This window comes from Adlercreutzia muris (assembly GCF_041223505.1).
In the GTDB taxonomy this organism is placed as follows: domain Bacteria; phylum Actinomycetota; class Coriobacteriia; order Coriobacteriales; family Eggerthellaceae; genus Adlercreutzia; species Adlercreutzia muris.
Genome location: NZ_JBCLQK010000002.1, coordinates 154,108 through 176,129, shown reverse-complemented (window position 1 = coordinate 176,129; position 22,022 = coordinate 154,108). Strand labels below are relative to the sequence as shown.

The 22,022-nt window shown below is 66.0% G+C and carries 21 protein-coding genes and 1 tRNA gene; 15 read left to right on the top strand and 7 right to left on the bottom strand.

From position 1 onward, the window contains the following. The first annotated feature begins 1 nt into the window (after position 1). Both AAK988_RS02720 and AAK988_RS02715 read left to right on the top strand, forming a co-directional pair. On the top strand, positions 2 to 256 hold the full coding sequence (locus AAK988_RS02720; RefSeq protein ID WP_369880359.1) for a hypothetical protein: 255 nt from the start codon (positions 2 to 4) through the stop codon (positions 254 to 256). Then, positions 256 to 1,290: a hypothetical protein gene (locus tag AAK988_RS02715; RefSeq protein ID WP_369880358.1), complete on the top strand. Its 1,035-nt coding sequence runs from the start codon at positions 256 to 258 to the stop codon at positions 1,288 to 1,290. The genes AAK988_RS02720 and AAK988_RS02715 overlap by 1 nt, the downstream gene beginning before the upstream one ends. On the opposite strand, the gene AAK988_RS02710 is transcribed toward AAK988_RS02715, so the two are convergent. Continuing rightward, positions 1,287 to 1,829 carry a phage baseplate protein gene (locus tag AAK988_RS02710; protein ID WP_369880357.1) on the bottom strand — a complete coding sequence of 181 codons (543 nt, stop codon included), beginning with the start codon at positions 1,827 to 1,829 and terminating at the stop codon, positions 1,287 to 1,289. The genes AAK988_RS02715 and AAK988_RS02710 overlap by 4 nt on opposite strands. 13 nt (positions 1,830 to 1,842) lie before the next feature. Beyond that, positions 1,843 to 2,745 (bottom strand): tyrosine-type recombinase/integrase, encoded by a 903-nt coding sequence (locus AAK988_RS02705; RefSeq protein ID WP_369880356.1) that lies wholly within the window; start codon positions 2,743 to 2,745, stop codon positions 1,843 to 1,845. A 116-nt stretch (positions 2,746 to 2,861) separates the two neighbouring features. On the opposite strand from AAK988_RS02705, the gene AAK988_RS02700 reads away from it, so the two are divergent. Genes AAK988_RS02700 through AAK988_RS02690 form a run of 3 tightly spaced genes read left to right on the top strand, consistent with a single transcriptional unit; the run spans position 2,862 to position 4,567 of the window. Then, positions 2,862 to 3,356: a hypothetical protein gene (locus AAK988_RS02700; RefSeq protein WP_369880355.1), complete on the top strand. Its 495-nt coding sequence runs from the start codon at positions 2,862 to 2,864 to the stop codon at positions 3,354 to 3,356. Beyond that, a complete protein-coding gene (locus AAK988_RS02695; RefSeq protein WP_369880354.1) occupies positions 3,331 to 3,720 on the top strand; it encodes a phage holin in 390 nt (129 codons plus the stop codon). The genes AAK988_RS02700 and AAK988_RS02695 overlap by 26 nt, the downstream gene beginning before the upstream one ends. Next, on the top strand, positions 3,707 to 4,567 hold the full coding sequence (locus AAK988_RS02690; RefSeq protein WP_369880353.1) for a CHAP domain-containing protein: 861 nt from the start codon (positions 3,707 to 3,709) through the stop codon (positions 4,565 to 4,567). The genes AAK988_RS02695 and AAK988_RS02690 overlap by 14 nt, the downstream gene beginning before the upstream one ends. 161 nt (positions 4,568 to 4,728) lie before the next feature. Here AAK988_RS02690 and AAK988_RS02685 read toward each other — a convergent pair. Continuing rightward, positions 4,729 to 4,803: transfer RNA gene (locus tag AAK988_RS02685), tRNA-Val, on the bottom strand. Positions 4,804 to 5,211: 408 nt separating this feature from the next. On the opposite strand from AAK988_RS02685, the gene AAK988_RS02680 reads away from it, so the two are divergent. Both AAK988_RS02680 and AAK988_RS02675 read left to right on the top strand, forming a co-directional pair. Continuing rightward, a complete protein-coding gene (locus AAK988_RS02680) occupies positions 5,212 to 6,036 on the top strand; it encodes an AraC family transcriptional regulator (protein ID WP_369872757.1) in 825 nt (274 codons plus the stop codon). Next, positions 6,033 to 6,968, top strand: coding sequence for a DMT family transporter (locus AAK988_RS02675; RefSeq protein ID WP_369880352.1), 936 nt, complete (start codon positions 6,033 to 6,035; stop codon positions 6,966 to 6,968). The genes AAK988_RS02680 and AAK988_RS02675 overlap by 4 nt, the downstream gene beginning before the upstream one ends. Here the strand turns inward: AAK988_RS02675 and AAK988_RS02670 are convergent. From AAK988_RS02670 to AAK988_RS02660, 3 genes are all read right to left on the bottom strand, one after another. After that, positions 6,965 to 8,248, bottom strand: a complete 1,284-nt coding sequence (locus AAK988_RS02670) for an MFS transporter (protein WP_160324606.1) — start codon at positions 8,246 to 8,248, stop codon at positions 6,965 to 6,967. The two genes, AAK988_RS02675 and AAK988_RS02670, sit on opposite strands and share 4 nt — an antisense overlap. A 109-nt stretch (positions 8,249 to 8,357) precedes the next feature. Next, on the bottom strand, positions 8,358 to 9,422 hold the full coding sequence (locus AAK988_RS02665) for an ornithine carbamoyltransferase (protein ID WP_150839235.1): 1,065 nt from the start codon (positions 9,420 to 9,422) through the stop codon (positions 8,358 to 8,360). Between the two features lie 53 nt (positions 9,423 to 9,475). Next, the gene (locus tag AAK988_RS02660; protein ID WP_160324605.1) at positions 9,476 to 10,717 is read right to left on the bottom strand and encodes an agmatine deiminase family protein; all 1,242 of its coding nucleotides are present in this window, start codon (positions 10,715 to 10,717) and stop codon (positions 9,476 to 9,478) included. Between the two features lie 243 nt (positions 10,718 to 10,960). Here AAK988_RS02660 and AAK988_RS02655 point away from each other — a divergent pair, with 243 nt between their 5' ends. Both AAK988_RS02655 and AAK988_RS02650 read left to right on the top strand, forming a co-directional pair. Continuing rightward, positions 10,961 to 11,539 carry a TetR/AcrR family transcriptional regulator gene (locus AAK988_RS02655; RefSeq protein WP_160307322.1) on the top strand — a complete coding sequence of 193 codons (579 nt, stop codon included), beginning with the start codon at positions 10,961 to 10,963 and terminating at the stop codon, positions 11,537 to 11,539. Between the two features lie 629 nt (positions 11,540 to 12,168). Next, on the top strand, positions 12,169 to 12,864 hold the full coding sequence (locus AAK988_RS02650) for a pentapeptide repeat-containing protein (protein WP_369872753.1): 696 nt from the start codon (positions 12,169 to 12,171) through the stop codon (positions 12,862 to 12,864). A gap of 117 nt (positions 12,865 to 12,981) precedes the next feature. On the opposite strand, the gene AAK988_RS02645 is transcribed toward AAK988_RS02650, so the two are convergent. Beyond that, on the bottom strand, positions 12,982 to 14,118 hold the full coding sequence (locus AAK988_RS02645) for a DMT family transporter (protein WP_369872752.1): 1,137 nt from the start codon (positions 14,116 to 14,118) through the stop codon (positions 12,982 to 12,984). Positions 14,119 to 14,345: 227 nt separating this feature from the next. On the opposite strand from AAK988_RS02645, the gene AAK988_RS02640 reads away from it, so the two are divergent. The 6 genes from AAK988_RS02640 to AAK988_RS02615 all read left to right on the top strand — a co-directional run bounded on the left by AAK988_RS02640 (position 14,346) and on the right by AAK988_RS02615 (position 21,330). Next, positions 14,346 to 15,233 carry a LysR family transcriptional regulator gene (locus AAK988_RS02640; RefSeq protein WP_369872751.1) on the top strand — a complete coding sequence of 296 codons (888 nt, stop codon included), beginning with the start codon at positions 14,346 to 14,348 and terminating at the stop codon, positions 15,231 to 15,233. Positions 15,234 to 15,587: 354 nt separating this feature from the next. Continuing rightward, positions 15,588 to 16,439, top strand: coding sequence for a hypothetical protein (locus tag AAK988_RS02635; protein WP_369872750.1), 852 nt, complete (start codon positions 15,588 to 15,590; stop codon positions 16,437 to 16,439). Between the two features lie 106 nt (positions 16,440 to 16,545). Next, complete coding sequence (locus AAK988_RS02630) at positions 16,546 to 17,319, top strand: TorD/DmsD family molecular chaperone (RefSeq protein WP_369872749.1); 774 nt, start codon at positions 16,546 to 16,548, stop codon at positions 17,317 to 17,319. A gap of 117 nt (positions 17,320 to 17,436) precedes the next feature. After that, positions 17,437 to 18,093 (top strand): 4Fe-4S dicluster domain-containing protein, encoded by a 657-nt coding sequence (locus AAK988_RS02625; protein ID WP_369872748.1) that lies wholly within the window; start codon positions 17,437 to 17,439, stop codon positions 18,091 to 18,093. 12 nt (positions 18,094 to 18,105) lie between these two features. Next, the gene (locus AAK988_RS02620; protein WP_369872747.1) at positions 18,106 to 19,137 is read left to right on the top strand and encodes a 4Fe-4S binding protein; all 1,032 of its coding nucleotides are present in this window, start codon (positions 18,106 to 18,108) and stop codon (positions 19,135 to 19,137) included. A 243-nt stretch (positions 19,138 to 19,380) separates the two neighbouring features. After that, positions 19,381 to 21,330: an AAA family ATPase gene (locus AAK988_RS02615; RefSeq protein WP_369872746.1), complete on the top strand. Its 1,950-nt coding sequence runs from the start codon at positions 19,381 to 19,383 to the stop codon at positions 21,328 to 21,330. Positions 21,331 to 22,022: the final 692 nt, after the last annotated feature.

Below are 22,022 nucleotides of genomic sequence, written 5' to 3'. Positions count from 1 at the left end.
AATGGCCAGGGAAGATGGGTACGTGCGCCTGGCGTGCGACCGGGCCGAGGCGGTGCACCCGGGCGGGGCCATGCCCGTTGAGTACATGAGGCCGGAGGACAAGCGGTACGCCGAGTGGACCGACGTGTCCTACACCGACACGCACGGCGTGGCCATGCGCATGACGCTGTGCCCCGACTGCGCGGCCAAGCACCGCTCCATCATGGAGACCCACGACCGCGACATGACCGACTTCGCGAACGAGGGGAGGCGCTGATGCCGCACTTCGTCACATCGGCCCAGGGGAGGGCACACGTCACCTCCGCGAACGCGGCCCACTGGAACGCCGGCACGCTGGGCGGCGGCTGCTACGTGCTGCCGCTCGGCAACAAGATGGCCTGCACCATGACCGACTCCAACACCCTGCGCGTGCTCTTCGGCGTGGCGTCCGTCTGCGGGCGCCAGTGGGAGGTCGAGGGCGACTACGAGGAGGTCAACATCGACAACGGCGTGCCTGGCTACAACCGCACCGACCTGCTCGTGTGCCGCATCGAGACCGCCCCGCAGGAGACCATCGCGCTCAAGGTGTACAAGGGCGAGGAGACCACCGGCACGCCCGTCACCCCGGGCCACGTCGAGGGCGACCTCAACGACGGCGACACCGTGTGCGAGATGCCCATCTGCTCTGTTCGCGTCAACGGCATCAACCCCCAGGCGCCCGTCATGCTGACCGAGGAGAGCCACACCATCGAGGGCAACGCCATCGATCTGGCCGACCTCGCCAAGCGGCTCGGGGATTACATGTCCCAGATGCTCACGGCCAAGGGCATAAGCGACAGGGGCATCGCCGGGGCCAAGCTCGCGGACGGGGCCGTGACCTCGGTGAAGCTGGCCGGGAAGGCCGTGACGGAGGCCAAGCTGGCCGAGGCCCTGGCCTACAAGGTCAACGGCGGCGGAGTGCTCGCGTCGCCGGACTGGTACATGACGGAGGGCCAGACGCTGAAGCTGGCCCGCAGGGTCAGCGAGCAGCGCACCGGCATCGTCCTGGTGTTCTCCGCCTACTCGGGCAGCGCCGCCGGCAACTACTACTTCTCGGCCCACTTCGTGCCCAAGCAGGCGGTCGCCAAGGCGAACGGCTGCGGCTGGGAGTTCGACCAGGACTCCGGCGACCGCTACGGCATGGCGAAGTACCTCTACATCTTCGACGGCGAGATCAGGGGGACGGCCGTCAACGGCAAGTCCGGCACGGCGCCCTCGGGGCGCAGGTTCGACAACGCCATATACGTCCTGCGCTGGGTCATCGGGGTCTAGGCGGTGCGCCGCCACGCGTGCACGTCCTGGTAGGCCGGGCGGTTGTCGAACGGCTTGCCGCCGCCGGTCGTGCCGGTGGAGCCCGTGCCGGCTGCCCCGGTTGAGCCCGTCACGCCGTGCGTGTGGGCGGGGGCCGTGGTCGTCTTGATCGTCCGGAAGGACCCGTTGGGGCGCATCTCGGTCGTGCTCAGGCCGTCGAAGGCCCCGAACCAATTCCCCGACGACGACGCGCTCACGCCGACCCTGTAGAGGGAGATGTAGGTGTCGATGCCCGACAGCAGGTCGTGGCGGTGCGAGCCTCCCCCGGACGCCGCGAGCGTGCCGGCCGGGTGCGAGTGGCTGGGGCCGGTGTGGGAGTGGCGCGGCAGGTGGGACTCCGTGAGGGCCACGCTGTCCGAGCCGCCCGTGGCCGTGTCGGCCGCGGCACGGAGAAACCTGCCCGTTATCCGAGTCCACTTCGTTCCCGGCCATATCGTCTCGGGGCTCGTCGCGTCGAAGCTGAGGTACAGCTGGCCCACCCTGTGGGGGCACTGGGACATGTAAGCCCGGAGGTCACGCCCGCAGCACCAGCCGCTCCAGGCGCCCCTGGTCCTCGCGCAGCACGTCCTCGTCCAGGGACATGTAGCGGTAGCCCATGGCCAGGCTCTCGTGGCCGAGCATCTTCTGCACCTCGGTCTCGTCGGTGCCCGCCATGGCGTGGAGCGTACGGAACGTGTGCCTGAAGTACTTCGGGGCCACGTAGGGCAGGCCGCGGCGCTTGCACCAGGCCCTGAGCCTGCGGGCGTAGCGGTCGGGGTTCGGGTCGTCCCCCAGCAGCCAGGCCCCGGGGCGGGGCCTCGCCTCGCGCTTGATCTCGGCCAGGCGCCCGCGGCCCGAGCGGGGCAGCATGTGCGGGCGCCGCGAGCGGTGGGTCTTCACCTTGGTCTCGACGACCTCTCCGCCGATCACCTGGAGGCCGCGCCTGACGTGGACGATGCCAGTGCGCAGGTCGATGTCGCCCCACTGGAGCCCGCACTGCTCCGACCGCCGGAGGCCCAGCCACAGCCCGCAGGCCGCTGCGGCCTCGTACTCCCACCCGACGAGGCCCAGCGCCAGCGCGCGCACCTCGGCCGGGCGCAGGTACGGGGCCTCGTAGCCCGTGTCCATCGGCGGCAGCCTGACGCCCCGCGTGGTGGGGTCCACCACCTCGTCGCTGTACAGCTCGTCGCCCATGGCCGAGCGGAGCACCTGCCGCAGCGTCTTGTAGGCGCTCCTGGCCGCCCCCGGGATGCCGGCGAAGTGGTCGGATGCGAGCCACGCGTTTATGTGGCGCACGCGTATGTCCTCCATCTCCCACTCGGCGAACTCGCCGGCTATGTGGTTGCGCCAGTCCCCGTCGTAGCCCCGCGCCGTCCCCGGCGCCAGATAGGCGTAGTAGCCCCGGTAGTGGCCCTCGTAGTAGTCGCCCAGCTTCATAAGATCGCTCCTCTCCCTTCGGAAATCCCAGACGAGTTCGCGCCGAACCCCCAGGGCGGCGCTCTGGGACTCCGTGCGACACATCCGAGATTATGGGCGAGACGAGAGGAGGCCGCTTGCCCGACATTGCCCAAATAGACCCTTACCAGGCCTGCCTGGTGGTGGCCGCGTTCTTCGGCGTGGTCATCGGCTTCGAGAAGCTGGTAACGGCCGGGGCATCCCTCAAGGAGCGGTTCGTGGACAGCCGGCAGAAGAAGCTCGTAGACGCCGCGCTGGCCGGCGACGGCACGCTGCGGGAGGAGATCATGGCCATGTTCGAGGAGGCCCACTCCGAGCACGAACGGTACGACCGCCAGTTCGCGAACGACAAGCGGGCCATCGAGCGGCTGGAGGGCGACATGGCGGAGCTGAAGCTGAAGGCCCTGCTGCACGACGCCCAGATCGCCGAGCACCGCGAGGAGGGCACGGTGCTCATCAAGAGCGTGAAGACCATGCTCAAGGCCCAGCTGGGCCTGAACGAGGATACCGACGTGATAGACGCGGTGAACGAGATAGACCAGTACCTCATCGAAAGGAGAAGCAGTCATGATCAACTGGAAGGTTCGCATTAGGCAGAAGTGGTTCTGGGCGGCGGTCATCCCCGCCGTCCTGCTGCTGCTCGACCAGCTGTGGGGGCTGTTCGCGGTGCTCGGCAGTATCCAGGCGGGGCGCCTCTACGACGGTCCCGTCATGGATGCCCTGCTGTCCCTCGTCGGCACCATCTTCGCGGTGCTCGTGCTCGTGGGGCTGCCCGTGGACACCACCACCGAGGGCTACGGGGACAGCGCCCGCGCCCTGGCCTACGAGAGGCCAGCCCCCAACGCGAGCGCCTACGGCCTTAAGGAGTACGAGGAGCAATGCGCCGCGGCGGCGGCCAAGTCCGTGAAGTTCAGCACGGAGGAGTTCGTCGGGGAGGCCCGCGATGGCGACCGCTAGCGACGTGCTGCGCATCGCGCGGGCCGAGGTCGGCTACGACCGCTACGACGACCCCGAGCGCGGCACCAAGTACGGCCGCTGGTACGAGGCGCAGGTGGACGGCCCCGGCGGCTACGACTACGGCGCCAACGGCGTGGCCTACTGCGCCATGTTCGCCTCGTGGGTGCTCGCCCGGGCGGGCGTCCCGTGCGCCGGCATGCCCGGCGCCTACTGCCCGAGCATCCACCACAGCCAGACGCTCTCGGCGGCGCAGCTCCAGCCGGGCGACCTCGTGCTGTTCGATTGGGAGGACGACGGCACCGACGACCACATCGGCATCGTCGCCTCCAACGACACCGCATCCAAGACCGTGCGCACCATCGAGGGCAACACGGGCGGCGGCAAGGTGCTGGAGCGCGCCCGCGCCTACTCCACGATCTGCGGCGGCATCCGCCCCGCCTACGACGGAGCCCAGGCGACGGGAGGCGCCACGGTGATCGACCGGGCGCTCGTGGAGAAGGTCGTCAACGGCGACTACGGCAACGACCCCGACCGCCGGCGGAACCTGGAGGCGCGGGGCTACGACTACGAGGCCGTGCGCCTGGCGGTCAACGCCTACCTGCGCGGCGAGTCCTTCGGCGCCCAGAAGCCCGCAGAGGCCAGGGCGTCCTACACGATCACCACGCCATCGGGAGTGAACGTGCGCGAGGGCGCGGGCAAGCGTTACGCCGTGCGCAAGGCCTACTCGAAGGGGAAGACCGTCACGGTCACGCAGACGCAGGCCGAGGGCGGCAATCTGTGGGGCAAGACCTCCGACGGGTGGTTCGCCATCGAGTACCAGGGGAGCACCTACGCCAAGAAGGCATGATTTTGCGCCTGCCAAAATCTGCCATAGAAATAATTTGACTTTTCCGGCAGGCGCGCTTCACTGGGCATTCGTCTGCCAAAGTCTGCCAAAAATATAGCTAGAAATAGAGGATTATCGAAAAGAAAAACCCCATATGAACTGGGGTTTTCTTGTTATGAGCATGGTGGTCGCGGAGGGATTTGAACCCCCGACCTTGTGCTTGTAAGGCACCTGCGCTCCCGCTGCGCCACGCGACCCTTTGGTGCTGCGCGAGACACTCGCGCGAATGAATATTGTGCCACAAGTTCGCCGACAGGGCAAACATACCGACGATAACCTCACGGGCGCCGGGCGCCCCGAGCCCTCCCGCGCGCTTTTCAGCCAGCGGATCCGCAGGTCAGCACCACGACCAGTAGCGCCCCTATCACACTGGCAATCGGATGCTCCACGATGAGACCGTCCCATATCTGCTTCATGGTGCCCACACTCCTTTCGCGATAAACTCCATTGTACCCCACCGAGCAGAGCGGCCCCATCCTGGTTTCGTATCGGCATGCGCGGCCGAACTTTGGGACCGCCGCGCCCGCCGTCTCCCCGCCCGCCGTCCCCGACCCCTTTCGACCAGTGCAATTTCATGCAAGAAGCACCCGTGCAGAAGGATTACCATGGCATCCATCATGGAGCGAGATGTCAGACACGCACGGGAATCGGTACGGCGCGCCCTCGGCGGCGCGCTGGAATTTCGCCGCTTTGCCGGCCTCGACCGACCCTTCGCGGCCCATGCCCACGATTACCCGGTCATCGGCCTGGTGCGCGAGGGCTGCCGCCTCATGGAGTGCAACCGGCGCGCCTACCGCCTGGAGGCAGGCCAGCTGCTCGCGCTGAACGCTGGAGACGCCCATGGCTGCATCCAGAAGGGCCCCGTGCCGCTCGTCTACGACAGCGTAGCGCTCCTGGGTTTTCCCGACTGCCCGCCCTTCGAGGGTCCTCTCGTAGAACATGCCGAGGCCCGAGCCTGCATGGAAGACATCGCCGCGCTCATGGACGCGACCCCTCTTGACGAGGGGGCCGTGGAAGAGGCGCTCTACCTGCTCATCGACCACCTCTCTACCCCTGCGGATCTCAAGCCCCGCGACGAGGCCGCGCATGCCATGGCCGCCTATCTGCACGACCATGTGGGCCAGACCGTGCGCCTGGATGCCCTGGCGGAGGCCGCAGGGCTGGACAAGTACCGCGCCCTGCGAACCTTCACCGCCGCTTTCGGCCTCACGCCCATGCGCTACCTGGCCTCGCTGCGCGTGGAACGAGCCCGGGAGCTGCTTGCCCGCGGAGCCAGCTGCGCCGACGCGGCCTTCCAGGCCGGCTTTTCCGATCAGGCGCACCTCACGCGCGCCTTCAAGGAGCGCCTCGGCGTCACCCCCGGCTTCTATCAGCGTGCAGTCACCGGGAAGAGCGGCCCCATCGCAAGCCGACAGAAGGCGCACCTATGAAAGCCCATCTGCTCGCCCTGTTCACCATTCTCGTGTGGAGCACCACCTTCGTCGCCACCAAGGTGCTGATCGCCGCCGGCCTCACGCCGCTGTGGATTCTCATCATCCGCTTCACCCTGGGCTTTCTCGCCCTGTGCTGCCTGCGCCCCCGCCGTCTGCCCCTGGCCGACCGCCGCCACGAGCGCCTGTTCGCCGCTGCGGGCCTGGCGGGTGTGACCTGCTACTTCCTGCTCGAGAACATCGCCCTCACCTTCACGAGCGCCACCGCCGTGGGCGCCATCGCGGCCACAGCTCCCCTGTTCTGCGCCCTCATCATGCTCGCCCGGGGCTCGCGCCCCGCCACCCCGGCGCCCTTCGCTCTCGGGTTCGCCCTGGCCATGGCCGGCATCGTGCTCGTCGGCACCGCCAGCGGCGAGGCGACCCTCGCCGACAGCGTCGAGGCCAACTTCATCGGCTGCGGGCTCTCCTTTGCCGCGGCAGTCGTGTGGGCGATCTATTCCACCATCGTGGGGAGCATCGCCGAGGCCGGCTACGAGACCCTGGCCGCCACCAAGCGCATCTTCGGCTGGGGCCTGCTGTTCATGGTGCCCGCGCTCCTCGTCGCCGGACCCGCGTCCCTAGCCGCCCTGGCCGAGCCCGTCGTAACGGGAAACCTGCTGTTCCTCGGTCTCGGCGCCTCGGCCTCCTGCTTCGTCACCTGGAACTTCGCCGTAAAGCATTTGGGAGCCGTCGTCACGAGCACCTACATCTATCTCGTGCCGGCGCTGACGGGCACCGCCTCCGTCATCGTGCTGGGCGAGCCGCTCACTGCGCCCATCGTCGGGGGTCTTGGGCTCACCATCGCGGGCCTTGCGCTCTCGAACCGACCCCATACGAAGAAGCGGGTCCCGAAGGACCCGCTTACAAAACAAACCTGTGCGCCTGAACCCTAGGCCTCTGTCACCGAATCGCTGGGCGCATCCTCCCAGACCAGCTTCGCCCCGCTCTTGCGGGCGAACACGAGCAGAGCAGCAATAGCCACGTTCAGCACGATGCAGAACCCGAACACAGCTTGGAAACTGCCAGTCAGGCCGTAAACCCCCGTCATCACCGGCATGCCGAAGGCGCCGACGATGTAGCCGATGGCGCAGATCCACGCAAAGATGCGGCCGAAATCCCTTGAGCCGAAGATTTCCATGACCAGGCAGGTAAGACCCGCACCGGCCACCACGTACATCACATCGTTAACACCCGCAGCGGCAATGGCCAGCGTTGGATTGCCCACGGAGAAGATGAGCATGACGAAAGACAGGATACTCACGCCGATCCATGCAAGCAGGGCCCTCATAGACCCGAACTTGTCGCAAGTAGACCCCACGAACACATTCAAGAAGATATCGGCAAACGAAGCCGCCGACACCATGTAGCCGCCGATAATGGGGTCGAAGCCCACCTCCGTCGCGAATGTGGGGAACAGCTGGTTCATGCACACGGTCAGCTGCACGAGACACAGGAACAGCACGCAGGCAATGAACGCTGGCGACTTGACGGCCTCCTTGAACGAAACGCCCGCCTCCGTCGGAGCCGACGCAACCTGCGCTGTCACCGCGCCGTCGAAGCCGTAGGGCAACATACCCCGGTCAGCCGGGCGATAGCGGATAACGAAGAGCATGCAAGGCAGCACGAGCACGGCCGAGACCGCTGCCAAGATCAGATAACCCGTGCGCCAACCCACCTCCTCGATGATGCTGATCATCACTGGGCTCATCACAAGCATATACACAGAGTTCACAGCCCAGGCCAGGCCGATGGCCAGACCCGCCTTCTTCACGAACCATTGGTCGATGACCGCGGACATGGCTACACCGGTTGTAAATGCCATACCCGCGCCAATGACGAACGCCGAGATCCAGAACTGCCACGCTTCCGTATACACCGCCATCAGGGCGCCCGCCGCCAGCAGCACGGCGGCGATGGCCACCAGGCGCATATTGCCGACCACCTTGTCCATCACTTTGCCGGCAAAGGGCAACGTGAGAGCCAGGCCCAGCAACGTGCCCGTGAAGTAGTACGAAAACGCCGTGTAATCGATACCCAGATCCTCACAGACCGGAGTCATAAAGCCCCCGGCGACAACTGAATACGAGCCCGTCGTGCCTGCGGACATAAGGCCGAGAGCCAATACTAGCACCCAGGCGTAAGCGCCACAAGGCTTCAGAGTTACTTTATCCATACCAGAACGCTTCCTTTGCTTCTGCGGGGATGACTCCCCCTAGCGGTTATAAATGCCTGTGCCAGACCATCGCCGACACCCTGGCACAGGCGACCCTCCCCTAAATTCCTTAGCGACCCAGCACGGCGCACATCATCGCCTTGATGGTGTGCTGGCGGTTACCTGCCTCGCGGAAAATGACCGAGGCATTGGCCTCGAAGCACTCGTCGGTGATCTCAAAGCCCGTGCGAATAATGTCGCGGGACCACTCATCGGGCGCCTCGGCCAACAGACGCTGCCCCGTGGCGTGATCGGCATTGTGGGTCGAGGGCAGCTCGTGCATGACGAAGACGTCGGGGTTGCCGGTGCGTTCCATGGTCTCCATGGAGACACGATAGGGCAGCAGATCCTTGGCGTCGCCCATGTAGGACTCGTACTTCGAGGGATCGAGTACCTCCTCGCCGCACTCTGGATTCAGATAGCGCCATTCCTCGGTCACGATGACGTCCAGACCCTGCAGCTTGCCCAAATCGCTCGTCACCACGAACTCACGCTCAGGTGCCCAACGCTCGAAGCATTCGCGCACGTCGTCCTGCATCGTCTTGCACATCTGGTGACGAATGTTATCGGGCTGGATGACGGCAAAGTCCATATCCATCATGGCCGCCAATCGACCGTACCACAGCGGAGCCCCGGCGCCGTTGCCCACGAACGCCATTTTCTTGCCCTTACAGGATCGTGCGCCACCCCACTGCTCTTCCATGGTAAGCGCGTCTGCCAGCATCTGGGTAGGGTGATCGCCAAGAGAAACCGCACTGATTACGGGAACGGTCGCGTATTCGGCGATCTCACGCAAATAGGCCTCGTCCTTTTGGGCGCGCCAGGTAATGAGATCGTACATCTCGCTGAACACGCGAATGGAATCCTTGATGGTCTCGGTGTCGTTCACGTGGGAGTTGGACAGGTAGGTAAAGCCCATGCCAAGATCATTGCAGCTTGTCTCGAAAGCACAGCGAGTGCGCGTGCTGCCCCATTCAAAATTAGCGAGCACATTCTTGCCGCCAAACCAATGCTGGTCAGCGCCGGCGATCTTCTGGGCCTTCAACTCGGCAGCCAAGTCGATCAAGTAGCGCCATTCCTTCTGGGTGAGATCGCGGATGTTGATGATGTCGCGGCCGGTCAGGGGGTTGCTCATTACTCGTCTCCTTCTCTTAAGTTCCATAGCTATGCAGAGCGGGCATCGCGCCGCTAGGCAACTGTCGTCGGTGCGGCCACGTCCTTCGTCCAGCAGTGGACACCGCCGCCCATGAGATTCAGGGCGAAGCTGTCGACCATGACCACTTTCCTATCAGGGAAGCACTCCTGAAGCACGAGCCGGGCCCGCTCGTCTTTCTCTTTCACAACGGGATCCATACCCTCACGGTAGTAGCGTTGGCCAATCACGACTCCGTTGCAAATGAGAAAATTGCAGTAGCTGGTGGCAGCGTAGAAGTGCACCGGGCCCTCCGGCCAGGGTGTGCCGTCGGCAAAGCAGCCGCCCATCTCGTCAATGAAGCCCTTGTACAGATCGTAGTCTTCGTCCCCCGGCGCCATGACAAGCTCAATGGGAACCGATGTGGGCATGCGCACGATCTCGAACGGCTTGCCGCTGGCATCGGTCGCTCGACTCAGAATATCGAAGGCGACATCCAGGCGGCGCTTCGACTCGCGATCGGCCTCGCTCACGGCCGCTTCCTCGTCAGTCACCTCGGCCAGGAGAACCTTATTCTCAGTAACGAACCGGCACATCTCATCCGCATGGGCGGCGAAGCTCATACCAAATACCGGTGTACCGTCTTCCTTGTGGTCGAGGGGGCCCAGACGATAGTCGTCATCTTCCACCAAAGGTTGGGGCAGCCAGATAACCTTGTCAAGGTTGTAGATGCGCTTGAGCTCCGCCTCCACCTCTTCGGTGGTAAGACCCGGGTTGCGCTTGCGCACCTCGGTGTCTTCGATGGCGATAAGCACGCCCCGGCCGTTAAACTCACGATCGCCGCCCTCGGACACGAGATCGGAGTTAACCACATCGTAGATGCCCAATGAGATGCCCTCGTGCAACCCCGCCTGACGCGCAAGCTGCATGGACGGCTCGGCAGGATCATATACGCCGTAGTAACTCCAGTTGGGATTCACCAACAGCCGGTTCCCCTCGTCGTCGATCATGACATTAGGTCCGTTGTCGCGTACGTAGAAGTTCGTATCCTCGAATTGAGTGAAGACGATCTTGCCAAGATCGATCCCCGCCTCACTCAAACGATGACGCGCCTCCTCAAGGGCGCCCTCTTGCCCGCAATTTACGTGTACGCGCACGTGATCGATGAGATTTTTGATGATCTCGATGCAGGGCACGCGGCAATCGTGCTCATTCGATCCGATAGAGGGAGGCATCCATGTCACGAACACGTCCGATCGTTCTTCGAATTCACCAGGATAACGGTACTTCTCATACATAAGGCGTCCTTTCGTACGCTTCCGCGTTTCGGCGCCCTTTGAAATCGCCCTCTTCGGTCGATTCCCGGTAGCGCCCCTACTGACAAACCCTTTTGTTTACCTACCGATCGGTAGGTAAACTATATCAACTCACTTGTTGTTTTGCTATACTTTTTTTCATAATTTTCGGAATCGTAGAGAGGCAGCCGGGGCGAATCGGCACTTTCCCGGCCAAAGACGCAGATCAGCCCAGAAGGACTCGCTATGGCAGCAGACAACGCAACGCGGCAAAAAATCATCGATGCGATGTATCATCTCATCGCCGAATATGGCTACGACAAGGCCTCTCTCTCGAAATTATGCGACGCCGTCGGCATCACGAAGCCCTCGATCTACTACTACTTCCAATCGAAGGAAGATATTCTGCTGGCTGTTCACGATGCCATGCACATTCCCACTGAAAGCGACGACGGCCTGTGCGCAACCACCGATGCAGTTTCCTACCGTGCACAGCTCATCGCCTTGGGGCAACGCTCCATCGCTAGTTTTCACGATGATGTAGAGCGCCACCGCGTCATGGCCGAGATTGACCTGCAATCCACACGTATCCCAGCCCTGGCCGCCCATCGAGCATCGGTAGCTCAGAAGACCTCTCGATCGTACCAAAATGTCCTCGCTCACGGTGTCAAACTTGGTGCTCTTCCGGCCGACCTCGACGTCGAAACCGCCTCGCAGTTCCTGTACGTCATCATGGCCGGCATGTCCCAAACCGTCGCCAACAAAGATCACCTCGACGAAACCGCTATCTGGAATTGGCTTGTCAACGCCCTTTTGCTCCCTTGAGCTGCGCAACGCATGAGCCTGCCTACCCGGCCCGTCTCGTACCGGCGCTGACGGGCACCGCCTCCGTCATCGTGCTGGGCGAGCCGCTCACTGCGCCCATCGTCGGGGGTCTTGGGCTCACCATCGCGGGTCTTGCGCTCTCGAACCGGTCCCACGAGAAAAAACGGGTCCCGAAGGACCCGCTTTCCGAACAAACCTGTATAACCGAGACTTAGCCTTCCGTCACCGGATCGCTCGGTGCCTCCTCCACCGCCGCATCGGCAGGGAATCCGCAGACGACCTTTCAAGTCATCTTATTCCAGCCATTCCCGCACTGGTCATTTTTGTTTCCGAAGAACGGTTTTCTGTGCAGCAAACGCCGCGAGGTAGATATCTTGACTGAAGCTCTCTGCCAGGTTGCCTTACCGGGCAATTCTGACCTGGGAAGACTCAGAAGCCTTCAGCAGGAGCCTTTTTCTTCGGCGCTTCCCAGCTTGACGATGTCTATCTCGCGGCGTTTACTGCACAAGATTCCGCTCTTCAGATACAAAGGGGCTTCGAGCGCGACTGCACGATCTCCCATCGAAGGCTCCCGACCGGCTCCGCAACCCGTAGTACAATGGCGGCACCTCCCCGACGAAAGGATGCCCATGGCCACGCTTTCCGATACCGTGCAGACCGCCTTCGATCGCGCGGCGGCCCAACGGACCCTCGTGCTGCCGACCATTCCCGAAGAGCTGCACGCCCTGGAGGCCGACGAGCTGCTGAGCGGCCCGGACACCTCCCTGGAGGCCATCGACGCGCGCGACCTCGACTTAACCGGCGAAGCGTTCTGCGAGCTGGAGGCAGCCGGTGCCCGATTCGCCAGTTGCCACCTGGCCGACTGCGACTTCACCGGGGCCTTGTTCACCGATACGGCGTTCGAGGACTGCGATTTCGCCAACACCTCCTTCGACAACGTCGGCTTCACCCGCTGCACCTTCAAGAACTGCAAGCTGACCGGCGCATCGTTCATGGAGGCGAACCTAGAGCAGGTGTCCTTCACCGACTGCACGCTGGCCTACAGCGCCCAGAATCGCTGCCGCTGGTGGGGCGTGGAGGCTACGCGCTGCGACTTCTCCGGCGCCGACATGACCGAGATGGAGCTGCACTACGTCCTGCTCGACGACGACCGCTTCGTCGGCACGAGCTTCTTCCGCACAGCGCTGCTCGGTCTGGACTTCACCACCTGCCAGCTGGAAGGGGTGTCGCTATCGGACACCATGGCCGAGATCTACGGCACGAAGATGAACGTGTACCAGGCCGCTGCCCTCGCCCGGCGCCTTGGGGTCATCGTTTCTGAATAGGGAAGGGCCCCGAGCGCGTCCGATCTCGCGCCGGGGGCCCTTGAAATGCAGACGGCCAGGGCCGCACCTGCCGGGGCGCGGGAAGCCCGGGAATATCAATGGTCGCCGTTTCCGGCCCTAGGCGGCCAGGGAATCCTCGCCGCGTCCCGTCCGGGCCAGCACCCACGATCCCAGACCGAGGCGGCGCCCGTAGTGGGAACCGGCACGGAAGCCGAAGGCCACCCGTGGTGCGGCCGGACCAGGGACCGCAGCGACCGCCGGCACGGATACCGGCGCGAGCGCGCCGGGGGCAATCGTGCCGCCACTGACCGCAACCGCCGAGGGTGTGCGCTGCGCAGCGGCAGTCGCCGGGGCGGCGGGGGCGACAGGGGCATCCGCGCGACCGTCCACATAGGTAGCGGCGATAACCGTGGCCACGATGAGCACCGCGCCGACAAAGCCCGTGACCGAGAGCGTCTCGCCCAGCCACCAGTAGGCGAACAGGGCCGTGAACACCGGCTCGCCCGTGAGCAGCAGCGATACCGTGGTAGAGGAGAGGCGGTCGAGGGCCACGCTCTGGAGGAAGAACGTGAGGCAGGTGGACAACAGCGCCAGGAACAGGATGATGCCCCAGGCCACGGGCTGAACCGCCGCCAGGTTCACCGGCGGCTCGAGGACGATGGCGCAGCCGAGGCAGAGCAGAAACGCCACGGCGATCTGGGTTCCGGCCACTGTGACGGCATCCAGCTCAGCCAGGGCCTCCTTGCCGAACACCAGGGCCACCGCGAGCGCCACTGAGGAACCAAGGGCCATCAGCTCGCCCGCGCCGACCGAGAGGCTGCCGCCCTGGCTGCACAGCAGGTAGAGGCCCGCGGCCACGGCCCCCTGGAAGGGAATGAGAGCCCGCGGATAGCGGGTACGCCCCACAACGGCCGAGAGCAACGGGGCGAACACCACGGGCAGCGCCACGAGGAAGCCCACGTTGGTGGCCGTCGTCAGATCGAGGGCCACGTTGCAGCACAGGTAGGAGATGGCCATCCCTAAGGCCGCCGGCAGCCATGCCCGCACCCGCGCCGTGCGCAGACGGCGGTACATGCGCCGACCGAAGAACAGGGCGAACACGAGCGTGGCCAGACCGAAGCGCACAGCCAAGCACCACAGCGGCGAGATGGACTCGTAGGCGAACTTCGTCACCGCGCTGCCCGATCCGAAGATGACGACCTCGATGAGCACGAAGGCCAGATAGGGCCACCGCGCCTCTTTCCAACGACCCATAGTATCCTCCCCTCGCTTTCTGTTTCCCTATTGCACCCGCGACGCAGCACGGGCGGCCCTTTGCGGGCGCACATTGCCAAGCTCCCTGACGGGAGCCTCGTTTCGTCTGATTGAGGAACGGCTGCCATGGTACGCGCCCGTGCAGTAAAAGTAAAACGAGAATTCTTGTAAAACATTTCAAGAAAGTCTTATACTTATGCAAGCGCACAACGAAAGGGAGGATTCCTATGGCCAATCAGCGCTACGATGCGTTCCTGGCCGCCGCCCGCTGCGGCAGCTTCAAGGGAGCCGCTGCGGAATTAGGCTATACCCAGGCCGGAATCAGCTATTTGGTGAACGCCCTGGAACAGGAGCTGGGACTCACGCTGTTCCTGCGCGAGTACGGCGGCGTGCACCTCACCACCGAGGGCCGCGAAGTGCTCGGTCTTGTGCAAGCGATCAACGCCGACGAGCACGCCTTGGCCACCCGCGTGCGTGAGCTGAGCCACCGGGAGGGGGGCCTCGTGCGCGTGGGGGCCTTCACGAGCGCCGCCATCGAGTGGTTCCCGCAGATCGCCAAGGCCTTCCTCGCCCAGTACCCCAAGATCGACCTGAAGCTGCTGTGCATCGACGACGAGGAAGAGCTGGTGGAGGCCACCTGGGAGGGTCGGGCCGACTGCGCCTTCTCCGTGGCCCCCGAGCGACGCTCCCTGGATGCGGTGCCCCTGCACACCGACCCCCTGCTCGTGGTGCTGCCGCCCGACCATCCCCTGGCCGGGGCCGACACCTTCCCCACTGAGGCCCTGGAAAGCGAGCCTTACGTCCAGCTCCAGGGCAACGCGCGGCCCTCGGAGATGGAAGCGCTCTTCGAAGCCAACGGCGTGACTCCCAACGTGCGGTTCACCGTGGATTCGGACTACGCCGTCATGTCCATGGTCAGCGCCGGCCTAGGCTTCTCCGTGCTGCCGAGCCTCATCCTCGCAAGACCCCTGTTCCCCTTGGCGGTGCTGCCGCCCGAGCGCCCTTGCGACCGGGAGATCTACTTGGCCGTGCGCTCCTGGGACACCGCCTCAGCGGCCACCCGGGCCTTCGCGGAAGTGACGGAGCGCTGGGTGGCCGAGCGTTACGGAGCCTAGGCGGGGTGCCGCCTTCCGCAAGGCCGGCAAAAGAAAGGTCAGCATGACCGGCACCCCGGCCCCGTCGCCTTTTGTCCCGCGAGCCCGGGCTTGTCGCTCCATGCAGAGATGGCGGCTCCCACCAAGCTCCCACCAAGCTCCCACCAAGCTCCCACCAAACCCCGCCCAAAGATGATAGGCACGGTCAGAATTGCCCCTTGACGGATTCGGGGGCGCTAGCCTATGATGCGGCGTGGGGATACCGCCTGAATTCTCAGACGGACAATGTTTGCAAAAGTGGAACCTCGGGGGCGAGGTTCATCTCTCGCTGCGCGCGAGAGCGGAATGCAAGCATTTGTTCAAAGGGCGGATGATATGAAAGACCATTCCTCGTTTCTCGATCTGGCACTGGACGATTCTGTGGGCTTCGACCCCTTGGGCGCTTTCGACGATGAGGTCGAAGAGGATGCCGAGGCGGTAACCGAAGGCTACCTGGGCACGCCCCACACCGACGAGCCGGCCCCCAAAGTGGACACGCGCCCGGCCGCCGAGCGCATCGACGACCTGTTCCAGTCCATGGCCCCGCGCCGCAAGACGCTCATGGGCATGCTGACCTTCTGTGCCACCCCCCAGACCGCCGATGCCCTGGACGCCGAGGTGAATCGCCTACAGGCCGACAACTTCTCCGTGTACACTCCCGCGAGCCTGGCCAATCTGCTCGAACGGGCCGGCGGCCTTACGCGCGTGACCGCCGACGGCGAGCCCTACCCCGAGGGCGATCCAGAGCCGGTGCTCGTGGAAGTGGACGGCGTGTCCTACTACGAGGCCGCCGAGGCCCCGGCCGCGCATTGGGTGGCCACCGCCGAGGGGATGGCCCATGCCGAGGCCGATGCGCCCCTGGCCCGTCTGACCGACTTGCTGAACGAGGATGCGCGCTACGCCACCATCTACGAGCGCATCCTGAACCTGACCGCCCAGGAGGGCGGCGCCACCATCCCGACCATCAACGATGCCGTGGACAACGACGAGTTGCTGAAGAGCCCGCGCCTGTACGCTCCCCACTTCGTCGACAAGCTGGAGCGCTGCGATGCCGTGGAATGGCGCGACAAGAGCTGGCGCATCACCACGGTCGGCCAGGAGGGCCAGCGCCTGGTGGCCGATCTCGTGGCGGCCCAGGCCGCCGAGGCCAAAGCCGCCGGCGACGCGCCCGCAGCTGACGGCCAGTAGCCGCCCGGACTGCGGGACCGGACGGGCGCCATCGCGGCCCCGCACCCCCTGGAACCACTGGAATGGACGAGGTTTCCTCGCCTTCCCCGACACAGAGGAGATTCCCATGACCGATACCGTCACCACCGACCTTGCCGCCGAGGAGGCCGCCGACCTGGCAGCCCTGGCCGAGCTCACGACCCAGCGCTGTGCCGTCTACCGCCTGCTGGCCCGCCTGTACCGGGTGGAAGTGGACGAGGAGTTCCTGGCCGAGCTGAAGGCTATGCGCTTCCCGGCCGCCACGGGCAACACCGCCGTGGACGCCGGCTACCGCACCATCGCCGCCTACCTGTCCGGGGCCGACGCCCACGCCATTACCGATCTGGCCGTCGACTACGTGCGCGCCTTCATCGGCCACGGCATCGACGCCTACTCCGCCGCCTATCCCTTCGAGTCGGTTTACACCTCCCCCAAGCGCCTCATGATGCAGGAGGCCCGCGACGAGGTGCTCGCCGTGTACCGCAGCGAGGGCCTCGACAAGCTGCCCACCTGGAAGGAATCCGAGGATCACCTGGCCCTGGAGCTGGAGTTCATGGCCGTGCTCGGCGACCGCATCGTGGCGGCGGCCGAGGCCGGCAACGAGGACGAGGCGGAGCGCCTGCTGGCCACCCAGCGCAACTTTTTGGAGGATCACCTGGCCAGCTGGGTGCCGCTCATGACCGCCGATTTGCGCCGCTTCGCCCAGTGCGGCCTGTACCGGGGCCTCGCGAGTCTCACCGACGGCTTCATCCAGGTGGAGCAGGAATTCTTCGATGAGATCTTCGGCGACGAGAACGAGGCGGCGGAAACTGCCGAGACCGAGGCTGCCACCGACGCCGCCGGCGCGGAGGAAGCCGAGTAGGCGCGCCGGCGCATGGGAGGCCGCCGAGGCACCCGGTGGCCGCGCACCGCCATCCCATCGGTCGACACCGACCGAGTACTGCAACCCCAAGGGCGAATGAGAGAGGAAGAGGAAACCATGGCTGAACTGGAGGAGAAGGTTCCCGACGCGGCCCAGCCGAAGAAGGAGCAGCGGCCCGTCATCACGCGCCGCGCCCTGTGCGTGGGACTCGGGGGCACCGCGGCGCTTCTGGGGCTGGGGGCCGTGCGCTACGCCGGCAGCGCCCCGCTCGTGCGCCCGCCCGGAGGCCAGGACGAGGACGCCCTCGTGTCGGCCTGCATCCGCTGCGAGAAGTGCTACGAGGTGTGCCCCCGCGGCGTCATCGCCCCGGCCCATCTGGAAGACGGCATCCTGAACATGCGCACTCCCGTCATGGACTTCAGCGCGAACTGGTGCGACTGGTGCACCGAGGAGAACGGCGGCACCCCGCTGTGCGTGGCATCGTGCCCCACCGAGGCGCTGAAGACCGGATCCACCCCCGAGACCGGCGTTTTGGGCCTGGCCGAGCTGAACCAGGACCTGTGCCTGGCTTACCGCCTCATCGGCTGCCGCTTCTGCTATGACGCCTGCGAGTACGAGGCCATGGCCCTGGACGAGAACAACCGCCCCTACGTGCTGGACGATGCGTGCAACGGCTGCGGCGCCTGCGAGAGCGTGTGCGTCTCGCTGCAGAACGGCTCCATCTCCGCCGGCGCCACCGAGCGCGCCATCGTCGTCCGTCCCCTCGAGGCTTAAGGAGGCCCGCGCGTGAATACCAAGCGACTCCGCACCATCATTCCCCTCGCCGTCATCGGCGTCATCGCCGTGGGCTTCGCCACCCATGTGGGCGTGGGCACCCTGTCGGCCATCGGCTGGCAGGACATCTCGCTGTTGTGCCCCTTGGGCGCGCTCATGACCATGATCGCCACCAAGACCATGATTCCCCGGGCGGTCGTATCCGTGGTCATCGCCATCGCCCTCATCCTGCTGTTGGCCCGCGCCTTCTGCGGCTGGATCTGCCCCGTGCCCGTGGTGTCGAAGATCCGCGGCGTCTTCTCGAAGAAGACCTCGAACACCGACATGACCGGCACCGGCGTGCTGCCCGCCAACGAGAATCCGCTGGTGAAGGCCACGGTGGCCGTGAAGAGCACCAACGGGTCCGCCGAGGGAGCCGTCGAGGCCGTCCACGAGGCCGCACCGCTCACCGCCGAGGAGGAGCGTGCGCTTAAGGGCTGCGCTGGCGGCTGCTCCTCCTGCGCCGAGAAGCGGGCGAGGCTCGATTCCCGCCACGTTATCCTCGGCGGCTCGCTGGTATCGGCGGCCGTGTTCGGCTTCCCCGTGTTCTGCCTCATCTGCCCCATCGGGCTCACCTTCGCCACCATCGTGCTGGTCATGCGCCTGTTCGCCTTCGGCGACGTGGCCTGGGGCGTCATCCTCGTGCCGGCGCTCCTTGCGGCCGAAGTGGTGTTCTTCCGCAAGTGGTGCAGCACGTTCTGCCCCATCAGCGCGTTCATGAGCCTCTTGGGCAAGGCCAACCGCACCTTCGTGCCCACCGTCGATGACGCGAAGTGCCGCGAGAGCGCCCAGGGCGCCTCCTGCGAGGTGTGCGCCGCCGTGTGCCCCCAGGGCATCAACGTGCGCCATCCCGAAGCGGGCATGAGCTTCTCGGAGTGCACCAAGTGCCGCGCCTGCGTGGAAGCCTGCCCCACCCGGGCCATCACCATGCCGTTTTTGCCGAAGAAGGCCACGGCACCGGTGACCGTCGTCGTGGAAGACGAGGACACCGTGGCCGCCTCCTAGCCCCCTCGGCGGCCGACCTGCGCCTGGAGAGACGCCCCCTCCTGGCAGCCGGCTTCGCGCCCGGAGCAGGACGAGCCGGCTCCTCGACGGATCGCCCTGCTTCCGCAGGCCCGGCCGGCCGCCCTCCCCTTTCGGGAAAGACCGTTCGCGAGCGGTCTTTCCCAGGGAGCAAGCACCCCGTGCTTCTTCCCCGGGAAAGACACGAGATGCGCGGAGATCCGCGCGTGCGAGAGAGAGGAAACCATGGCCATCGAACTTGCCCCCACCCCCCGCGCCATACTGGTCGAGGGAGCGACGGGCTGCGGAAAGACCACGTGGCTCATCGAGCACATCGCCACCCTGCTGGAGGCGGGTGCCGCGCCCCACGACGTGCTGGTGCTGGCCGCCACCCCCGATGCGGCCCGCACCCTAGAGCGGTGCCTGGGCGAAACCTGCGGCACGGCCGCCCGGGGCATCACGGTCACCTGCCCGCGCTTCGTCGCCACCGACCTGCTGTCCTGCGAGGCCGGCCGGGCCTTCAGCGGACGGACCGGGCGCATCGCCACGCCGCTGGAGATGGGCTTCATCATGGAGGACATGAAGGTGAGCGGCCTGAAGAACCGTCGCCTCAAGGAGATGCTGAAGTTCTTCTACCGCAGCTGGACCGAGCTGGTGGAAGACGCCGACGGCAACGGCGACTGGCTCATCCCCGGCGAGGAGGCCGACGTGCACGCCCTGCTGAAGGCTGTGCTGGACACCACGGGGGCCGTGCTGGAGCCGGAAGCCGCGGCCATGGCCGTGCGTTTCCTGCTGGCCGACGAGGCGACTCTGGCCGCCGCCGGCCGCCGCCACGTGGTCGTGGACGACTACCAGATGCTCTCCCGCGCCTCCCAGCACCTGGCGAACCTGCTGGCCCGCGACACCGTGGCCGTGGCCGCCGATGCCGCCGCCTGCACCGAGGTGTTCGACAGCTATCCCTACGCCGAGGGCATCGGCGAGTTCACCCAGGCCAATGGGGCTTGCGAGCGCATCACGCTCACGGAGAGCCACCGCTGTGCCGCCGCCGCGGTCGCCGCTGGCCGCCTGCGGGCCGAGGCCCTTCCCGACGAGGAGGTTCCCGCCGTTGACGAGGCGGCGGCCCGGGCTTCCTTCACGGCCCTGGCGACGGAGAGCCCCGCAGCCGAAATGGCGGCCGTGGCCGATGCCGTGGAAGCGGCCCTGGCTGCGGGCACCGCGCCCGGGGCCGTGCACGTGCTCGCCTTCCACCCGGCCTGGAGCCGGCAGATCGTCGGCGCCCTGCGGGAGCGCGGCATTGCCGCAAGCTCGCCCGTGGAGGGCCGCGTGGCCGTGGGCGACTACCGCGACCTGGATCGCTGCGCCGCAGCCCGACTGCTCACGGCCCTGGCCCTGGTCGCCGACCCGCGCGACGCCCTGGCCTGGCGCTGCTGGTGCGGCTTCGGCGACTACCTGGCCAACAGCGCCGCCTTCGCCGACCTGCGCACGGCCGCCACAGCCCAGGGCATGGGCCTTGTGGAGGCGCTGGACGCCCTGGCCGAGGCGGCCGATGGAGCGCTGACGGGCGGCCTCGGCCGCATTGCTGCCGCCTATGGCGAGGGGCGCGCCCTGCTCGCCTCCGCGGCCGGCCTTGAGGGCGACTCGCTCATCGCGGCCCTGGCCGCCGGCCTCGACCTGGACGAGGACGCCGCAGCGCGGGCCACGGCCCTGGCCCGCGCCCTTACGGCCCCGTCGTCGGCCGAGGCGGCCGCGGCCGACGTTGAGACCGCCGACCAGAGCGCCCGCGCCCTCAGCGAGCGGGGCCGCCGCCGCATGACAGCCCCCGTCTTCGAGGACGAGGGGGCCGCGGTGCGCGTGGGCGGCCCGACCTCCGTGATCGGCCAGGAGCCTTCCCTGCTCGTGCTGGCCGGCTTCGTGAACGGGTTCTTCCCCACGCGGGACTATTTCGACGCCACGGTCATGCCCGCAGAGAAGCAGAAAACGGCCCGCGCCGCTGACATTCGCCGCCTGTACGCCGCCGCGGGCAAAGCCGGCGAGCGCCTGGCGGCGAGCTGGTTCACCGCCCTGGACCTCGTGACCGCCGAGCACCTGAAGCTCGAGATCGGCCGCGTGCGCCTGCGCCGCGGCGAGCGCATCGCCACCACCGCACCGAGCATCTACCTGAAGGAGATCGCCCCTGACGACACCATTTCCGCTTAGGCGAAACGGTCGCCCCGCCTCCCCCCTCCGAGCCGCACCACCCCAACCGCGGCTTTTGGGGCGGCCGTCGACGCCTGCTTCACGTTGGCCTCCCGGCACTCATTCGCCCGCCGGGAGGCCGGCACCCGCACCACCCGCCGTGGGACGCCCGTACCGGGCAAGACGGCCCCACGTTTCGCCGGCTCCGAACAGGGCCGCCCAGCCGCCGGGACCACCGGGCAGGGCCGCCCCGCCCGGAGCCACCAAGAAAGCCCCCGCTGGGAGAGATTCGCGTTGCAAGGGATATGGGGAACGCGAGCCTCTCCCACCGGGGGCTTTTTGCATGCAGGGGGCGCCAATGACGGCAGCGTTGAGAGAGCTCGGCTGGCTCATGAAGTCGTCCGCCTGGCCGATACCGCAGATGACGTTATAGGATTCGCCGGCATCAATGACATCGACTGCTCGATGTCGAGCAGGCCATCGGCCCTATCGGCCGCAAGAGCCCCTCCTCACTCCGCATTATTGCCCCAATGCGCGAAGGGGAACCACGTAGATGCCCTCCCCCACCTCTCGCGCATAGTTCGCTGCTTGCAAGGGGGTCTGGGGATGCGAACCAGGCCCTGCTAGGCTCTGGGGAAGATGGCATGTGAAAATTTAGAATTGTATTCAAAATTTTCACATGCTACGATGAGGGACGCCGGCAAATACAGAAA